We start from the raw sequence: 18,384 nt of genomic DNA, 5'->3' as shown, positions 1-18,384 counted from the left end.
TTATTATTTAGATTTTCGACACATTTCAACATGTGGTATATTATCTTCCAAGTACTCCTTCCCAGTTGAAATAAAGCCATGTTTATTGTAAAATTTTTCTAAATGTTTTTGGCCTGATAAGCAGATAGGAACATTTCCAAATTCAGCTTGGCAGAAATTAAGAGCTTCCACCATCATTTGATCTCCCTCGTGTGCTCCTCTTTCTTGTTCTTCTAACACGATTCGACCGATTCCTACATGCTCAAAAGAAACACCTTCAGGCATTATTCTCATAGTTCCTACTAATTCACCAGAACCATTTCTACAAATTAAGTGGTAACTCTTTTTGTCTTTTCCATCTAATTCTTGATAGGGACAGTTTTGCTCCACTACAAAAACTTTGATTCTGAGAGAAATGATATCATGAAACTCACTCAGTGATAAATCATTAAAATGTTTGAATTGCCAATTTAACATACGTAATAATTAAAGTTTATGCTTGAATTACTCCCACATTATATCTTTTGTCCGATTTATTATGATTTGCCATTTCAATTCCAAGGGCTAAAACATTTCTAGTTTCAGCCGGATCGATAATAGCATCCGTCCATATTCTAGCTGCCGCATAGTATGGACTTATTTGTTCATCGTATCTATTCTTAATCATATTGTATAATTCTTGCTCTTTTTCTTCCGAGATTTTTTCTCCCTTAGCTTTTAGGGAAGCTACTTCAATTTGAAGTAAAGTTTTAGCCGCAGAAGCACCGCTCATTACAGCTAATTCTCCGGTAGGCCATGAAACGATTAAACGAGGATCATACGCTTTTCCACACATGGCGTAATTTCCAGCGCCGTATGAGTTACCCATAATTACTGTGAATTTAGGAACTACTGAGTTAGCCATGGCATTTACCATTTTCGCACCATCTTTAATAATTCCTCCTTGCTCACTTTTGGAACCTACCATAAATCCTGAAACGTCTTGTAAAAATACAAGTGGAATGTTTTTCTGATTACAGTTCATAATAAATCGGGATGCTTTGTCTGCGGAATCAGAATATATCACTCCACCAAATTGCATTTCTCCTTTCCCACTTTTCACGACAACACGTTGATTAGCAACGATACCAACACTCCATCCTTTGATTCTTGCGTATGCTGTAACGATAGTTTGCCCATATTCTTTTTTGTATTCTGTGAATTTAGATTCGTCAACGATACATTTAATAATATCACGTACATCATAAGGTTTTGTACGATCTTTGGGCATAATGCCATATATTTTTTTGGTATCCTCTTTTGGTTCTATTGCTTCTATTTTGTCAAATCCTGCCGATTCTACTTTTCCAATTCGATCCATTAAATCACGAATAGTTGAGATACATTCTTCGTCATTTTCAGATTTATAATCGCAGACTCCCGAAATAGAAGTATGCGTCGTGGCTCCACCCAATGTTTCGTTATCAATAGATTCACCTATGGCAGCTTTAACAAGATAAGACCCTGCTAAAAAGATGGTTCCTGTTTTGTTGACAATTAAACTTTCGTCAGACATAATAGGAAGATACGCTCCACCTGCTACGCAGCTACCCATTACAGCAGCAATTTGTGGAATGCCCATTGAACTCATAATCGCATTGTTACGAAAGATTCTACCGAAATTTTCTTTATCTGGAAAGATTTCGTCTTGCATAGGTAAATACACTCCAGCTGAGTCCACTAAATAAATAATAGGTAAATGGTTTTCCATTGCAATTTCTTGTGCTCTCAGATTTTTCTTACCTGTTATTGGAAACCATGCGCCAGCTTTCACAGTAGCATCGTTTGCAACAACAATGCATTGTCTTCCTGAAACATAACCAATCTTTACTACTACTCCCCCTGATGGGCAACCACCATGCTCTTTGTACATATCTTTTCCAGCAAAAGCAGCTACTTCAAAACTATATGTGTCTTTGTCAAAAAGTAAATCAATACGTTCACGGGCGGTAAGTTTTCCTTTTTCGTGGTGTTTTACAATTTTTGATTTTCCACCACCTAAATATATTTGAGCTAATTCGCGTTCTAATTGTGAAATCTTAAGACGCATTGCGTCATCATTTTTGTTAAATTCTAAATCTTCTTTTTTTATTGCCATGGTTACAAATTATTGTGCGATAAAGTTAATAGATTTAGTCTGAATAATATTTTAAATGCATGTTTTTTTTGGTTTACTAGGATGAAAATGGAAAGTTATTGATAGAAAACTGTGGGGTTCCCAACTCCCCCTCTGGAGGGGGCAGGGGGGAGGACACTTCAAACCATTTTTTTTAGGGAAGGACACTACAAACTAATTTGGTGGGAGGACTTAATAACTCCTCCACTCGTACAAATACCATCTAAAAATCACTCAATAGGGAAAATGAAAATCAGTAAGTAATTTTTCTCTTCCTTCTAAAGTGAGTATATTTGTAGCAAAATCACACAATGTGTTTGGATATTGAAAAATTACAAATTCGTGCAATCCGCAAAGAAGATAATTCTGCTATTGCTCAAGTGATAAAATCTACTTTAGAGGAATATGGAGAAAACAAAGAAGGAACGGTTTATACAGATCCTACAACTAATCTTATTTATGAATCTTTTCATGATGTTCCTAAAAGTCAATATTTCATTGCAGAATACAAAAGTGAAGTGATAGGAGGGAGTGGTATATATCCTACTATAGGTTTGCCTGACAAGTACGCTGAATTAGTAAAGATTTATCTTAAACCGGAATTTCGAGGAAAAGGTATAGGGAAACTTCTGTATCAAAAAGCGGAAGAATTTGCTCGAAAAAATGGCTATTCACACCTGTATTTAGAGTCCTTTCCAAGTTTAAAAGAAGCCATTCATTTGTATGAAAAACTTGGATATAGATACATGCCAAAGGCTTTAGGTAATTCTGGCCATTTTGCTTGTACAGTATGGATGCTCAAAGAATTAAAAGACGATGGTCGGTAGGTTAAAAGTAGTTAATTTAAACACAGATTGTCCATAATGAATTATACATTATCCATCAAAAAAGACTATATTTGTAGTCTATCCAGTAATTAGATATAAATCAGACTTAAAAAATAATAATATGAGTGCAACAATGGAAAAAAAGACATCACAAAATTATATAGATTTAGAAGGAAAATATGGAGCACATAACTATCATCCACTGCCAGTGGTATTGGCAAGAGGTGAAGGGGTACACGTATGGGATGTAGAAGGAAAACATTATTATGATTTTTTGTCGGCATATTCTGCTGTAAATCAAGGGCATTGCCATCCTCATATTATTGGAGCGTTAAAAGAGCAAGCCGAAACTTTAACCTTAACTTCTCGTGCTTTTTACAATAATGTACTTGGTGTTTTTGAGAAAAAAGTAACCAGTGTTTTTGGGTACGATAAGGTATTGGCAATGAATTCAGGTGCAGAAGCTGTTGAAACAGCTATTAAGGTGTGCCGTAAACATGCGTATGATAAAAAGGGTATCCCGGAGGGAGAAGCTAAAATCATTATTTGTGAGAATAATTTTCATGGAAGAACAACTACCATTATTTCCTTTTCAAACGACCCAGATGCACGTCAGGGATACGGCCCTTATACCCCAGGATTTATTAAAATTCCTTATAATGATACAGCAGCATTAGAACAAGCATTGCAACAAAAAAATGTGGCAGGATTTCTTGTAGAACCTATTCAAGGAGAAGCTGGTGTTTACGTACCTGATGAAGGATATTTAGCTAAGGTACGTGAATTATGTACTAAATATGATGTGACTTTTATCGCAGATGAGGTACAAACAGGAATTGCACGAACTGGTAGAATGTTAGCATGTGATCATGAAAATGTACGTCCTGATATTTTGATTTTAGGAAAAGCACTCTCTGGCGGAGCATATCCCGTTTCTGCTATTTTAGCTGATGATGACATTATGTTGGTTATTAAACCGGGTCAACATGGTTCTACTTTTGGAGGAAATCCATTAGCAGCACGTGTGTCTATAGCGGCTTTAGAGGTAATAGAAAACGAGAATTTGGTTGAAAATGCAGAAAAAATGGGACAACTTTTCCGTAAAGAAATGAACCGAATTATTGAAAAATCAGATTTGGTGACCAAGGTACGTGGAAAAGGATTGCTAAATGCCATTTTGATTAATGATACCCCTGAAAGTTCAACAGCTTGGGATTTATGTGTTGCAATGAAAGAGAACGGGTTGATAGCCAAGCCAACACATGGAAATATTATACGTTTTGCACCTCCGTTAGTAATGACAGAGGATCAATTGATGGAGTGTGTAGCCATTATTGAAAAGACAATATTAGAATTCCGCAAATAAGTTGAATAGATAGGATAACTTATAACGAACGGTGTGTCAATAATTTCTTTAATAATTCTTCCTTATCTAGGTCAGGGATAGCCTTTTTGGTGACTGCATTTGAGATGTCTAAAGTCGTTAATGCATCATTTTGAATTCCTATCATTTGATTGGAAACGCCTTGCAGAAGCAATTCAACAGCAAGAACACCAGATCGTGTTGCCAAAGCTCTGTCAAAATATGAGGGAGAGCCACCTCGTTGTATGTGTCCCAAAATGGTAGTTTTTAGGTTGTATCCTTCTAATAAAGGTTGTAGTTTCCGTTTGATTTCAATCGCTCCACCTTCTTCGTCGCCTTCAGCAACAATGATGATACTACTTCTTCTCCCTTTGTTTTGAGTGCGTATCTGATCTGCTAAACCATTGATATCAGAAATAGATTCAGGAATAAGGACAGATTCTGCGCCACATGCAATGGCTGAGTTTAAAGCTAAAAAACCCGAGTTTCGCCCCATTACTTCTACAAGGAAAATACTATTTTGGGAAGATGCTGTATCGCGAATATTATCAACTGCTGAAACGATTGTATTTAATGCCGTATCATATCCAATAGTTGCTTCTGTTCCATATAAGTCATTATCAATAGTTGCAGGAATACCAATAATTGGAATATCAATAACTTCCTGAAGCGCTAAAGCACCTCTAAGCGAACCATCACCTCCAATAACTACCAAACCATCTATTTCAGCATCTTTGATTTTTTGAGCGGCCTCTTTTCTTCCTTCAATTTCTCTAAATCGTTGAGAACGTGGAGAACCTAAAATTGTTCCTCCTCGCTGAATGATATTGTCTACATCCGTATATTTCATGTTTATGAAGGTGCCGTTCATAAGTCCTTCAAAACCATCCTTAATTCCAATTGCTTGAATACCGTAATGCATAGCACTTTTCGTGATAGCCCGTATGGCAGCATTCATTCCCGGTGCATCTCCTCCGGATGTGAGTAAACCGATTTTTTTCATGGTGTAATATTGAAAGACAAAGATAAGGAAGATTCTTTATTGTATTGGTAGAATAACTTACAGATTATGATATCAGTCCTCGGTAGGGAAAGTGGAATGTATATCCTATTCATTATACTATGATTACCAAGTTATGCACAATGCTACGAGCGATTATTCAAACCATCACAAACGAATTAAATTAGGCAATGTATAGCCAAATAACAAAATAAAATTGTAAATTTACAGAATGGCAGGAAAAGAAAAATTAACTATAAAAAGGCTTATAGAAGAAGCTAACAATTTTTGTATTTCAGAGTCGAAACATAAAAACAAGGAACTTTATGGCATAACTGATGGAAAAGCTGTTGGAACTCACATTGAGCATAAATTTCAAAAGCATTTAGATAGCAAATATACTCTAAAAATTGGCTCTTCTGCCAGTGGTATTGATTTACCTTCTGAAGATATTAAAACTGACATCAAAGTAACATCAATAAAGCAACCGCAATCATCTTGTCCTTTCAAAGATGCTAAACAAAAGATTTTTGGACTTGGATACAATCTTTTAGTTTTCGTTTACGACAAAACGGATGACCCAAAAACTAAAACAACAACCTTAAATTTTGTTAGTTGCTCGTTTATTGACAAAGAACGAACATCCGATTATACAACAACTTTCCGCTTGCGTGAAATGGTTAAGGATAAAGCAAATGAAACAGATATCATTGCTTATTTGCAGGATAAAAATATTCCTGCTGATGAAATTACGCTTTCTCTATTAGCTAAACAAATTTTAAAAAGTCCACCTAAACAAGGTTATTTAACTATCTCAAACGCATTGCAATAGAGGTTACAGTATCAACGAATTGTTGATTTGAGTGAAACGGTTAAAGGAATTACCAAAATTGTTCAGAAAAGGAAAAAATGATGAAAGTATTTGAAGCAAATATCACTCATCAGGTTTCGGATTATTTGAGGGATAATCTGAAAGATGTGATGTCTGTTGAAAAGGCTAATCAAAAAATGTATGAAGCCTTTGGCTTCATACATTTTTTTGATAATTCGGAAAATTTGCAAATACTTAAAGAAACAATTTTTATTTCTCAAAATATCCTTTCAGAACCTGATAGAGCCGAATATGGCGATTTTCAAACTAATAAAGAGTTAGCAAACAAAGTTGTTTTTCATCTAACAACAAAAACCGTTTCGCCAGAAATTGTCATTGAGCCAACTTGTGGAAAAGGCAATTTTATTGTTGCTTCTTTGAAACAATTTACAGGTATAAAAAAAATTTTCGGTATTGAAATATACAAACCTTATGTCTGGGAAAGTAAATTCAATATCATTGATTTTTATTTGAGCAATCCGACCAATAACAAACCCGAAATTTCAATCATTCACAATAGCGTTTTTGACTTTGATTTTAAACCTATTGCCAAAGAAAGTGGTACAAAAGAAATTTTAATTATAGGCAACCCACCTTGGGTTACTAACTCAAAATTAGGCAGTTTAAATTCGTCTAATCTTCCTAAGAAAACAAACTTCAAAAATCATAATGGATTAGAGGCAATGACGGGAAAAGGTAATTTTGACATTGCTGAATACATTACTTTGATGATGATTGAAACCTTTCAACATCAAAAAGGCAACATTGCTTTATTGGTTAAAAACAGCGTAATTAAAAATATTGTCTTTGCCCAGCTCTCAAAAAAATATAGAATTTCTGATATTGAAAAACATTGTATAGACAGCAAAAAGGAGTTTAATGTTTCTGTTGAGGCTTCGCTGTTTTATTGTCGCTTAAACTCAAATTCGGCGTTTAATTGTGCAGAATTTGATTTTTACAATAATTCAAACGCAAGACTAAAATTTGGTTGGTTAACCGACAAATTTGTTTCAAATATAGACACTTATTCCAATGCCAAACAAATTGATGGAAAATGCCCTTTTAAATGGCGACAAGGCATAAAGCACGATTGTTCATCCATTATGGAATTAGATAAAGTAAACGGACATTTTGTAAACGGATTTAAAGAAGATATCAAATTGGAAGATGATTTGGTTTATGGCATTCTAAAAAGTTCTGACTTGAAAAATTCAGTTATAAGAGAAACGAGAAAACACACCATTGTAACACAAAAAAAAGTTGGACAGGAAACCAATTATATAAAATACAATTTCCCGAAAACCTACAAGTATTTAAGTCAACATCAAGACATTTTTAATGCGAGAAAATCTAGTATTTACAAGAACAAACCACCATTTTCTATCTTTGGCATAGGCGATTATTCATTCAAACCTTATAAAGTTGCTATTTCAGGACTTTACAAGACTTTTCATTTTACGCTTGTTCTTCCACAAAATGAAAAACCTGTAATGCTTGACGACACTTGCTATATGTTGGGCTTTGACAAATTAGAATTTACGGTCTATTCGTTGATACTTTTAAATGCTGAAATGACAATGCAGTTTCTGCAATCAATAACTTTTTCAGACGCAAAACGGACTTTTACCAAAGACGTTTTAATGCGTATTGACCTTTTAAAATTGGCTTGCCTCATTGACAAATCGGAGTTACAAAGAGAGTTGATTTATATAAATGAGACATACAATTTCGATTTAACTTTAGACTTATGGAGCGACTTCATAAACGAAATGATACCAATGAAAAGCGGACAAATGGAACTGTTTGTGTAGAAGGGAGGATTAGCACAGTTCATAACAACTAAGGGAAAGACTCTACAAAACACTTGAAGGAGAATTAAAGAATTTCTCTACTCAAACAAATATTGACAGTTGAGAGTTTTTTTAGATTCCGTTCGCTGCGCTCAGGAATGACAACCGACAACGTGGTTAGAGGGAGAGGGGGCGGCGAAGCCGCCCCCTCTCCTTTATTATTCAAGAATTAAGTGTCATTCCGGAGTGCAGCGAACGGAATCTAACCTCCTTTTATGAATTCTATGTTGACTATGATAGCGAACGGAATCTTATACCCTTTTATAAAGTTAGATGTAATGGTATAAAGCAGGCAGAATCTATAACATCTTCAACTTCCCTACATTATTCAATCTCTGCTACTATAGCAAGCTTTAATCCTTTTTCCACACCATTGTAGCGGATTTCTACCTCTGCAATTTGGTGTCCTTTAAAACCTGTTGTGTCAAAAGATAATTTGATAGGGATACTCTCTCCCGGTTCTAAATGGGTGGTAGAATAGGATACAATTACATTGGGGTTATTATCTGTGATTATAAAATCTGTCATTTGTATGGGAGTTTCACCTTCATTTTTGATAGTGAAAAATGTTTCAATTTCGGTTCCTTCTTTTTGTTTTCCGGCAACATGAATCATGTTGTCGGATGATAATAATGTTATTAATGTATCTTCCTGACGTATAATATCTACACTTTGAATTTCAATTTTTCTCTCAATTGCAGCAGCACGTGAGAATACTGAATTTTTCACATCATTGGGATTATCACTAGTTAATTGATTGGCTACATATTCTCCGTAAGGAATTTCTTTAATTCTGAGTTCCGCTCCGTTAGGAGCAGTTTTGTCGAGATATTGAATATACAAACCATCTTGGTAATTGCGTAAGTAATTTTTTAAGGAAGTGATTCTTCGTTTAGCAAGGTTAACGTTATAGTCGGTTTTTGCTAAGGGACTGGCAAACCCTTTTACTGTCATTTCAATTTTATGACCTTTTTCTAGTTCTACAGTAAGTAATTTGATAAACTGATTAAGGTCTTTCACGCCTTGTTCTACATATTCAATAAAGAAATCCTCAATATCTTCTTTTGCATCTTCGGCTTTTTCTGCTTTCAAACCTGCAGAATATTCTTTTTTATATTGGTCTAGCATTCCAATATAATCATTGTAACTATCAATGTAGTTTACAGTAGTAGTTGTATCCCAAGACCGTGGATTTGGTATGTCGTTATGAAAATAGAGTGTTACGGGTAAGCGTTTATTCAAATCTTCTAAAGTTTCTTCTATCGTAGGAGGTTCTGGTTGTATTTCTTTCCGGAATAAATAGATATCACTGCAACAAGTTGGGTTTTTACTGTAATTACTTCCCAATCGGTTTGAACTGACATACGCGGAATCTTTAGTAGAAGTTTTAAAATAATACAAGTCGTTAGCTGGAGAATTAATCGGCTCCAAAAGGTTTTCAGGTTCACCAAAAGCTGATGTATAAGTAGATTTAAATACATCGTATCCGCCAAAGCCATCATACCAAGAACTACTGAAATACAATGTCTTTTCTGCTGAATCCCAAAAAGGGGATAATTCATTGTCTTCTGAGTTAAGCATTTTGATGTTGATTGGTTTCTTAAAAGAGTTCCCATTTTTAATAAAGCTATACCAAATATCCATTCCTCCTTTTCCCCCAATTCGGTCAGAGGCATAAAAAAGTACTTCTTCTCCATCCCACTCACCAATAAAAGGCATGGTTGTGTTAGCTCCTGGATAATTAATGATTTCACCTAAAGTATCTATATCTACAAATTTTCCTTTGTCAACGTATGCTACCAAAATCTTGCATTGGTAATTGTGTCCATTTTCTCTACAATGACTAAAGTAGAAGCGTTTTTTATCTAAACTAAAAGTACCATTCCCACTGTTACTATGATCCCAATTCACGCCATCTACCAACTCATCTTTTCCATATTGTTCTTTTATTTCTGACGAATAGATTTGAGTTTTATAGGTGGTTGAATATACCTCTTCGGCTGCACTGATAGAATCAGCACGGAGTGAAGAAAAATATAAGGTATTTCCTTCGACACGATGTGCAAATTCGGCATTTTTGGTATTGATATAATCGGGTAGAGGTTCCATAATCAAATCGGAGAAATCTCCTTGATTTGCCTTTGCCCAAATACATGATTCTAATTCTACTCGACTCTTTTTATATGCATAACCTCGGGCGTCTAGTCTTCGGTAAAGTTTTTTTGCTTTTTTAAATATTTCAATTGCTTTTTCATAATCCCCTGTTTGTTTGGTCATAAGGCCATAATAAAGTAAGCTGTTTGGGTACATTTCACCTTCTTCTCGAGAATATACTTCTCCATAATAATACGCTGCTTTTCGGTAATCCTTGTAGGCTCTGAGCACTTCCGCATATTCCCACAAGGTGTTTACTGTATTGGAGTCCAACTGCATTGCTTTTTGATAATATTCCAAGGAATATACATAATCTCCTTGCTTATATTTTTCACGCGCAAAATCGAGGTAGCGTTTCAAGTCCTGTTGGGAAAATGAAGCAAAGGAAATAAAGCACAATATGAAACCTATATATAATCTGGACATGCTCTGTGAAAAATCTTTTTTGGTTTAAAATTAAAGAAAATATAACGCACACTTAATTCGATACCACCTCGGGCTGTACTTGCCGGAACTAAAGAAGACGCATTGATATCATACGAAACTCCAGCCCACCAACTTTGGTATTCCATGCCTACTAATAAATATAGAGCATCTTGTGCACGATAATACAATCCTCCCATTACTGTCATATATTCGCCTAATCGGTCTTTTAGAATGTATCTAACTTGGGAGCCTAAAATAAATTCTCTGTATTTTCCTTGAAAATTCATTTGTAAACTAGGTAAAATATCCCAATCATATCCAATTTTGTATTCAGCTTGAGCGAATACATTCAAACGTATTTCCCGATTCATTTTTTGACCAAAAAAACCTTGATTGGGTCGATTTAAGTTGAATACACCTATTCCTACATTGATGCGTTCTCGTTTACTTTTTTGAAATTCATAAGCAGCACCTATGCCAATGGTGAAATTTGTTCTTTTGCGCGTTTGATATACCTCATTATTAGGTAAATTTTGATCAAACTTAGTTCCATCCCACTGATTGTCATAATAGAATTTAGTGGGGTCTAACGAACGATTATTGATTCCTAGTTGGAGTCCGGGTCTAAATAAATGAGTCGAATCTGCTGATAATTTCAAGGTATAGGAAACTGATGGTTGAAATTCTATAGTTCTCATCTTTCCATCTCCTTCTACATCATGAAAAAAGAAGGCTCCTACACTGATTCCTTTATAGAGATTTTTTGCCTCTACAGAAACAGAAATCGTTGAAAATGCTTTTGTAACACTTCTCCATTGGTCTCTGTAGTTAGCAAAGAAACGATAATCTCCGTTGAAACGACCTACATTGGCTGGGTTTTGAAACACCGGATTATAGTCAAATTGAGACCAATGTATGTCTTGTGCATAGGTTGCACTACACACCAAAAGCCAAACGAATATATGTCCTAGTTTCTTCAATTAGCGAATCAGTGTAATGTTTCCTTTGATAATAAATTTTTCGTTGTTGATACACTCGCCTTCGAGGTAATAATCATATACATCCGGTTTGAGTGGTTTTCCTCTGAAAGTTCCATCCCATCCATCATGAGTCGTATGTCCTTCAAATACTTTTTCTCCCCAACGGTCGTAAATACGGAATGTGAGCTCTATTTCTGAAGAAATCACCTTGCTACGCACAAATACCATATCGTTGTCTCCATCTCCGTTTGGTGTAAATGCATTTGGAACGTAGATATATGGTTCAGCACATTTATATGGAAAAACAGAAACGGAAACAGAAGAAGATTTGGTGCAAATTCCGTCTGAAACAGAAACGGTATAAGTGGTTGACTCATTGATGAGAGCTGTGGTTTCTTGTGCGTTTGGATCTGCTAAGTTATCCGCTGGAGTCCACGAATATGAATATCCAGAAGGCTCTGCAGTCAAAGTGATTTCACTGCCTACGGGAGCTTGGTTGTCAGAAACTGACGCAGTTACCAGACTTGCATCAATATTACTTACGGCAATCAAAATAGAATCAGTTACAGTACATCCATTGCTAGCAGAGGCGGTTACATAAAGATATTGTGTGGTTGTTGGTTGAACTGTCACTGAAGCGCTGCCATCACCCGATACGATAATAGAATCAGCCTCCCAATCATAATTACTAAATGTGATATTTGGATTTGTACTAGTGGCGGATATAACTGTTTTATCTCCTATACAAAGGTTGTTGGTACCAGTCAAATCTAGATTTCCGCTAGTAAATTCAACTAAGACACTATCTATGACACTACATCCGTTGTTGGAAACTTTGATGTAGTAATAACCACCTGTTGGATTACTGATATTCACTACAGAATCAGCTATACTTGTATTGAGGGTATCTGAAAAATTTGAGTTTGTTGACCATATAAAAGAGCTTGCTGTTCCATGTGTGAACGCAGTCATGCTAATAGGAACAGGAACACATAAGTCAATGTTAGCAATTGGATCCAGTACAATATCTGGGTAAACTTGAATAGTCAATAACGCAGAATCTGTAATTAAACATACAGAGTCTGTTACAAATAACCATACGTCGTATGAACCGGGAGTAGTGTATGTAATAACGGGTTCAAAAGTGGTGGAATCCAAGTTGCCATTGCCAAAGTCCCATACGTATTTATCTGATTGGGAAGAGAAATTGGTGAAATGCACTTCAAAGGGTGTGCAGCCAATAGATTGATTGACTGTAAATTCTGCATGTGGAATTAAGTTGAAGTCAAATTTGAATGTCAGTGCATTGCAGTTTGTAGATAAGTTTAATCCAGACCAAGCATTGGCGGATGTTGGAAAATCGCTATTTCCACCGCAACCACAGCATACTGCCTGATATACCACTCCGTTTTTGTCAAAACGACTAGTTCCGCCGTCCACGTGTTCTTTTGAAATTCCACCTCCTAAATAAGAGCCATAGAGTAAGCCCCCAAATTCTCTTTCTAGTACAATCAAATAAAAATCAAAACCATTCGGTGGAGTGGATTGAAACGCTCCTGGTGTTATAGGCATTCCATTCAGGGGAGTTCCGCCTGCCAATACACTTCCTCCCCATCCGGAAACATACATATTACCGCAGATATCTACCAAGAAAGCCGATGGTGAAATATCAAATTTAGGGATACCTCGCCCAAATACGGTAGATGCTTCTATGGTAGATAAGTTTTCATCTAAACGAGCGATAAACTGCCCAGAATTCGGGTTAGAGTAAGGAGCGTTAATTACAGGGAAGGCACCTCCATTACTTTGACCCAATGCAAAAATCTTATCATTTCTATCAATCTCAATAAAGAATATTTGATCATAGTTGGAAGTACCTAAATATGTAGTATTCAAAAGAGTTAAACCATCTGTTGATAATTTACCTATAAAACCTTCTGCTTGTCCTCCTGCATTTGTTGACTGATAAGCTCCCGGTGTAATATTCAAATCCAATGAAGTGGTGCCACCACCAAAAACAATATTATAGCTCGAATCTATCTTAACAGAATAGATTGCATCAGCTTTTGAGCCTCCAAAATAACTTGAGAATAGGAGAGAGGAGAAATCATCTTTAATCTTAAAGATAACACCATCTTGTTGCCCCCCTATTGTAGGTTGAAAAGCATTTACTGTAGGGAAATCAGGAGAACGTGTACATGAACCTATCAAAATATTATTGTTTTTATCGAGCATGATTTCACCCCGAAACTGATCACCATAGTTTGTAGTTAAACTGTCATAAGCTGCTGCTGTATTGTAGTTCCCCGCACTTAAGATATAGTTGATTCCGTCGTTCTGACTTCCTCCAATATATGTAGAACCTAATAAATTGTGTCCATTTGCACTAAATTTAGCAGCATACATATCTGTTCCCGTTGTACCAAAGTTTGTCCCATTGTAGTTGATAGCAATACTCGACCCACCACCAAATGAGGACTGAAAACCATTTACAATTGGGAAATCTGTAGAAGAAGTAGTTCCAAAGACATAAATATTATTGTTGTTGTCGCAAATTAAAGAATGGGTCACATCTGTTCCTTGATAATTATCTCCTCCGCCAAAGAAAGTTGCCCATAACATAGTGGTGCCATCAGGAGAATATTTTGTAAGAAAAGCATCTGTGGTTGCCACATTAACATTAATTACTGTTAAGTTGGAGGTAACGTCGTATGTATTCGGATCGGGCATTGGATAGGAATTTCCATAAACTGTTCCGGCAGTAAACGCTGAACCGTCGTAGGCATAAGTGGCGGTCATTCCAAAATTATCAGATAAAGCACCATCGTAAGTAGCAAAAACTAACGTTGGATCGATTACTAAGTCCACACGTTTATTGTATTCACCTAATTGGAAGGTGAGGATGTTTTCATTTAGTTGGTAAGAGCAAGGGATATCTACTATTTTCCCATTAACTATCTGGTAAGCATAAGGTGCTTGTTCGATGATTTTCCCTAATTCAGTATCTATCACTAAATTTCCTTTTTCATCAATAGTTAATTTTTGCTGATAATTATATTGCAGGGCTATCTGTTGAGGATTTGTACCAGCTTTTACCAAAAATTCATATTTGATTTCTTGTAATTTTTCAATAAAACGCATATCAATTCCCGGATATAATTCTTGTAAAGTAAATTCAGCATATCCGTGCACATCGCTTGCCCATTTACTTGGGTCCTTACCGATAAAATAATTGTAATAATGAGAAGTCTTGCCACTTTTCTCTGTACGAACAACTTTTTGTGTATTTAAAAATTTAAGTTCTACTACTTTTTCACGAAAGGAGAATGGTTCTGTAACTTCCTTATTTCCAAAGTGGGCGGCTTCAATATTTGAATAATCTTGTAAATGAAACAAAATCCGGTCTTGTTCAACCCACATATTTCCTCCTTCAAATTTACTTTTAAAAAATACGCGGTCAGGCCATTGCCCTTTATTTTCAATGAAAGAATAAAAGGAATTGTGCTCGTGTATTACTTCTTGCGCATGAATAGGAAGTAGTACTATCAGTATAGAAAATATAAATAAAATTCGGTACATGATATAAAGATAACGAATTTTAGAGATAAAAGGATTGCTATGGATAAAATAAAAGTTGAAAATGAAATACCGATAGCTGTTGGTTTCAAAGTACAGGATTACCCAACTCCCCCTTTGGAGGGGGGGTGGGGGGAGGACACTAAAAAAAAAATGGTATAATACTCTCAAAACAATCAGGAAAGCTCCTTTCGCAAACAAATATTGACATTTGAAAGTGTTTTAGATTCCGTTCGCTACGCTCTGTTTACCGTATTAGTAATAACTCTAGCAAAATACTCTCTAAAATAAAAAGTTTCACTTTTATTTGGTTATTATTTTAAAATGTAATTACTTTGTAATAACAAAAAATGATAAAATGGAAATATCTGTGATAAATATTGGAAATTCGAAAGGAATCAGACTCCCTAAGACAATTCTTGAGCGTTATAGTATTACCGATAAAATTGAATTAGTTTTTGAAAAAGGATTCATTATTTTAAAACCTAAAGCAGAACCCAGAAGTGGTTGGGATAAAGCATTTAAAAAGATGAGTGAAAATGGTGATGACCAGCTTTTTATAGATGATGTATTTGATGATGAAAACTTTGAAGAATGGAGCAAATAAATCAATATGAAATTGTATTGGTTAATCTAGAACCCGCGATTGGTAGCGAAATGAAGAAAACTCGACCTTGTGTTGTGTTATCTCCAAATGAGATGAATAGATACCTACAAACCATAATCATCGCCCCCATGACTAGTAGTTCAAAACCTTATCCTACAAGAATTGAAGTAAATCATAATCAACAAAAAGGATGGATTGTTATTGATCAAATTAGAACAATAGATAGAAGAAGGATTGTTAAAAGATTTGACAGACTAACAGATAAAGAAATCAAACAAGTTAAATTAGTAATTAATGAAACTTTAGTAGAATAAAACCACCGCCTTTTGTGGATGTATAACAGATTCCGTTCGCTCAGGAATGACACATTATCCTTTTAAAAGGATAAGAGGGAGGGTGGCTTTGCCACCCTCCCTCTTACTATATTTTTTTTTGCAGTTGTCATTCCGGAGCGCAGCGAACGGAATCTTACCCTTTTCCGTAACTGTTATTCTCAGCCCCAAGCGAACGGAATCTAACTTCCTTTTATATCAATGGGACTATCAGCATTCCATGCAATTAAAACTTCACAAATCGTATTGGTTTGTATATGTTTTTGTAATCTTTTAGACGAATCACATACGTTCCTGTATTCAGATGGCTTAAATCCATTTGGAATAAGTTTTCTCCTACTGTTAATTGAACTTTTTGAGATTTTACGATTCTTCCTGTAGCATCATAGATTTCCATTACATCTTGCATTTCTTCCATGGAAACAATTGTAATGGTTGCATTATCAACTACTGGTATAGGCTTAATGTTCCAATAAGGCTCTGTAGGCATACAGTTTGACGAAATTGGTCCATATTCATTGCGCTCACCGTCGAAGTCAACTGATACTAATTTATAATACAATAAACCGTTGATGTTTGCATCAAGGTAAGAATATGCTTTTGGTGAAGTTGAATTACCTGCAGCGTTTATCTTTTTCATAAAATCCCACGTATTTCCATCTCGAGAGCGTAGAATCTCGAAATGACTAACATTAGTTTCTGTTAGTGTTTTCCAGGTGAGTGAAATACCTTTATCCAAACATTCTACAGAGTAGGAAGTTAGTTCTATTGGTAGTGGAGAGTTCTCAGATGAACCATGTAACCAAAATTCAGAGAAACTGCCAATTGCAAACTGAGAATATCTGCCATTAGGTGCAAACAAGCTTAAATCAGGAATATCTGTTGCAATCACATGAGTAGGTACAGCTACAGGATTATATAAGGTAAAGCTACCAAATCCACAATCGTCGGTGAAACTTCCGTTTTCGTGACCGGCAGTATTTTCAGTAAATTTAGTCAACTGTAAACTACTATAACCACTTACATCATCGTACATGTTGGCATTTGAGTTGGCAACTGGAACGAGTGCCTGATATTCTGGTTCGTCATAGTATAAACGTACATCTACACTTCCAGTTGGCTGGTATTCCGGTGTAATTACCCAACGTCGTCCTAATACATCTGTAAAAATAGAACCGTCACATGAGCTTACATTGATAGGAGGAGTTTGTGCATAACATGTAGCCGAAACATTTCCTAAATCCTGACCGTGAGAATTAACGGACACCAATAAACGACCATTATTGTTGTAGAAATGTATCCAGTTGTTATTGTTTACAGGACAAGTAGCCACATCTAGGTTAATAGCCAAGGTGTTACTTGGTGCTTGATTATTAATGATAATCGACTCACAAGCTGTAGCTCCACATGCATTGGAACTAATCGTCACAGAATAGGTTGTTGAACCTGGTTGTGCTGTCGTGGTATAAATATTAGATGTTCCTGAGGCTAATGGTGTACCTGTACAAGTTGCACCTGCATACCAATTATACACAGCATTGGTTCCTAACATACCTCCATTTGCAGTTAGTGTAACATTATTTCCTACACAATAAGTTGGGCTATCAGCTGTAACGGAAGCAACACTAGTTGATCCATTTTCTCCAATTACGATTTTCTGGATAGTATCACTTGCATTACATCCTTTGATACCGTCTGCGGCAATGCGCACTACAACAACATTCGCTCCTTCTTCTGCCGGGAAGCTAGGTGGAGTAGTAGAGAAACTACTAAATGGATGTAAATTGGTTTCGTAATCCCATTCGTAGGTATAACTTGGCACACCTCCAGTTCCACCAACTGCATTAGAAGCATTAATAGTTGTTCCCACACAAACCGGTCCTGCCGTTAAGTTGAAATTTGTTGGAGGAGTTGGCTGTGGATTCACTGTAATAGTAGCAAATACAGGAATACTCCATCCACAACATTGCTCACGCACTTGATAACGTACAAAATATGTTCCCTGAGGAAGTCCTGTAGTTACAGGTGCTTGTTGTTGTGAACTAAAAATAGCTGTAGAAGCAGCTCCTTTCTGATCTGCTTTAGTTCCTGCATATACGTCCCACTGGAATTCAATCTCGTTACCATAGGAAGATGCCGTTAATTGTACGGTACCTCCATCACAGATAGTAGCAGCAGGCGTTAATGTAGAGCCGTCATGAGCTTTAATTGTAATAACTGGAGCAGGTCTGTTCTCTAATACTGTCAAGTATGAATGATAGGTT

General features: G+C 35.9%; 13 protein-coding genes. 6 read left to right on the top strand and 7 right to left on the bottom strand.

The genetic code is table 11. The features are described from left to right. Nucleotides 1-3: 3 nt before the first annotated feature. Together M9897_10545 and M9897_10540 are read right to left on the bottom strand one after the other, a co-directional pair. Nucleotides 4-456: a GNAT family N-acetyltransferase gene (locus M9897_10545; protein ID MCO5269319.1), complete on the bottom strand. Its 453-nt coding sequence runs from the start codon at nucleotides 454-456 to the stop codon at nucleotides 4-6. Between the two features lie 16 nt (nucleotides 457-472). Beyond that, on the bottom strand, nucleotides 473-2,116 hold the full coding sequence (locus M9897_10540) for an acyl-CoA carboxylase subunit beta (GenBank protein ID MCO5269318.1): 1,644 nt from the start codon (nucleotides 2,114-2,116) through the stop codon (nucleotides 473-475). Nucleotides 2,117-2,445: 329 nt separating this feature from the next. On the opposite strand from M9897_10540, the gene M9897_10535 reads away from it, so the two are divergent. Continuing rightward, nucleotides 2,446-2,961, top strand: a complete 516-nt coding sequence (locus M9897_10535; protein ID MCO5269317.1) for a GNAT family N-acetyltransferase — start codon at nucleotides 2,446-2,448, stop codon at nucleotides 2,959-2,961. Nucleotides 2,962-3,082: 121 nt separating this feature from the next. Further along, nucleotides 3,083-4,327 carry an ornithine--oxo-acid transaminase gene (rocD, locus tag M9897_10530; GenBank protein MCO5269316.1) on the top strand — a complete coding sequence of 415 codons (1,245 nt, stop codon included), beginning with the start codon at nucleotides 3,083-3,085 and terminating at the stop codon, nucleotides 4,325-4,327. 19 nt (nucleotides 4,328-4,346) lie between these two features. On the opposite strand, the gene pfkA is transcribed toward rocD, so the two are convergent. Continuing rightward, entirely contained in the window at nucleotides 4,347-5,327 is a 981-nt protein-coding gene (pfkA, locus tag M9897_10525) for a 6-phosphofructokinase (protein MCO5269315.1), read from the bottom strand. Nucleotides 5,328-5,556: 229 nt separating this feature from the next. Here pfkA and M9897_10520 point away from each other — a divergent pair, with 229 nt between their 5' ends. Next, on the top strand, nucleotides 5,557-6,156 hold the full coding sequence (locus M9897_10520) for a hypothetical protein (protein MCO5269314.1): 600 nt from the start codon (nucleotides 5,557-5,559) through the stop codon (nucleotides 6,154-6,156). A 77-nt stretch (nucleotides 6,157-6,233) separates the two neighbouring features. After that, nucleotides 6,234-8,006: a hypothetical protein gene (locus tag M9897_10515; protein MCO5269313.1), complete on the top strand. Its 1,773-nt coding sequence runs from the start codon at nucleotides 6,234-6,236 to the stop codon at nucleotides 8,004-8,006. 363 nt (nucleotides 8,007-8,369) lie between these two features. Here M9897_10515 and M9897_10510 read toward each other — a convergent pair whose 3' ends face one another. From M9897_10510 to M9897_10500, 3 genes are read right to left on the bottom strand one after another with little or no spacing between them, the layout of a single operon-like run. Continuing rightward, complete coding sequence (locus M9897_10510) at nucleotides 8,370-10,559, bottom strand: DUF1573 domain-containing protein (GenBank protein ID MCO5269312.1); 2,190 nt, start codon at nucleotides 10,557-10,559, stop codon at nucleotides 8,370-8,372. A gap of 47 nt (nucleotides 10,560-10,606) precedes the next feature. Further along, nucleotides 10,607-11,605, bottom strand: a complete 999-nt coding sequence (locus tag M9897_10505; GenBank protein MCO5269311.1) for a PorP/SprF family type IX secretion system membrane protein — start codon at nucleotides 11,603-11,605, stop codon at nucleotides 10,607-10,609. Then, the gene (locus M9897_10500) at nucleotides 11,606-15,184 is read right to left on the bottom strand and encodes a gliding motility-associated C-terminal domain-containing protein (GenBank protein ID MCO5269310.1); all 3,579 of its coding nucleotides are present in this window, start codon (nucleotides 15,182-15,184) and stop codon (nucleotides 11,606-11,608) included. 355 nt (nucleotides 15,185-15,539) lie between these two features. Between M9897_10500 and M9897_10495 the strand changes: the two genes are divergently transcribed. After that, nucleotides 15,540-15,788, top strand: a complete 249-nt coding sequence (locus M9897_10495; protein MCO5269309.1) for an AbrB/MazE/SpoVT family DNA-binding domain-containing protein — start codon at nucleotides 15,540-15,542, stop codon at nucleotides 15,786-15,788. A 50-nt stretch (nucleotides 15,789-15,838) separates the two neighbouring features. Beyond that, complete coding sequence (locus tag M9897_10490; GenBank protein MCO5269308.1) at nucleotides 15,839-16,102, top strand: type II toxin-antitoxin system PemK/MazF family toxin; 264 nt, start codon at nucleotides 15,839-15,841, stop codon at nucleotides 16,100-16,102. A gap of 244 nt (nucleotides 16,103-16,346) precedes the next feature. Here M9897_10490 and M9897_10485 read toward each other — a convergent pair whose 3' ends face one another. Beyond that, nucleotides 16,347-16,529: a T9SS type A sorting domain-containing protein gene (locus M9897_10485; protein ID MCO5269307.1), complete on the bottom strand. Its 183-nt coding sequence runs from the start codon at nucleotides 16,527-16,529 to the stop codon at nucleotides 16,347-16,349. Nucleotides 16,530-18,384: the final 1,855 nt, after the last annotated feature.

Origin of the sequence: Brumimicrobium sp. (assembly GCA_023957385.1) — a bacterium.
Classification (GTDB): domain Bacteria; phylum Bacteroidota; class Bacteroidia; order Flavobacteriales_D; family Crocinitomicaceae; genus Brumimicrobium.
This window is presented reverse-complemented; position numbering and strand designations above follow the sequence as displayed.

What these genes read in the sequence shown, in the direction of transcription:
- M9897_10490 (MCO5269308.1), top strand. Translation starts at nt 15,839, where the DNA reads ATGAAGAAAACTCGACCTTGTGTTGTGTTATCTCCAAATGAGATGAAT.
- M9897_10485 (MCO5269307.1), bottom strand. Translation starts at nt 16,529, where the DNA reads ATGCAAGATGTAATGGAAATCTATGATGCTACAGGAAGAATCGTAAAA.
- M9897_10515 (MCO5269313.1), top strand. Translation starts at nt 6,234, where the DNA reads ATGATGAAAGTATTTGAAGCAAATATCACTCATCAGGTTTCGGATTAT.
- M9897_10540 (MCO5269318.1), bottom strand. Translation starts at nt 2,116, where the DNA reads ATGGCAATAAAAAAAGAAGATTTAGAATTTAACAAAAATGATGACGCA.
- M9897_10500 (MCO5269310.1), bottom strand. Translation starts at nt 15,184, where the DNA reads ATGTACCGAATTTTATTTATATTTTCTATACTGATAGTACTACTTCCT.
- M9897_10520 (MCO5269314.1), top strand. Translation starts at nt 5,557, where the DNA reads ATGGCAGGAAAAGAAAAATTAACTATAAAAAGGCTTATAGAAGAAGCT.
- M9897_10495 (MCO5269309.1), top strand. Translation starts at nt 15,540, where the DNA reads ATGGAAATATCTGTGATAAATATTGGAAATTCGAAAGGAATCAGACTC.
- M9897_10535 (MCO5269317.1), top strand. Translation starts at nt 2,446, where the DNA reads ATGTGTTTGGATATTGAAAAATTACAAATTCGTGCAATCCGCAAAGAA.
- pfkA (MCO5269315.1), bottom strand. Translation starts at nt 5,327, where the DNA reads ATGAAAAAAATCGGTTTACTCACATCCGGAGGAGATGCACCGGGAATG.
- rocD (MCO5269316.1), top strand. Translation starts at nt 3,083, where the DNA reads ATGAGTGCAACAATGGAAAAAAAGACATCACAAAATTATATAGATTTA.
- M9897_10545 (MCO5269319.1), bottom strand. Translation starts at nt 456, where the DNA reads ATGTTAAATTGGCAATTCAAACATTTTAATGATTTATCACTGAGTGAG.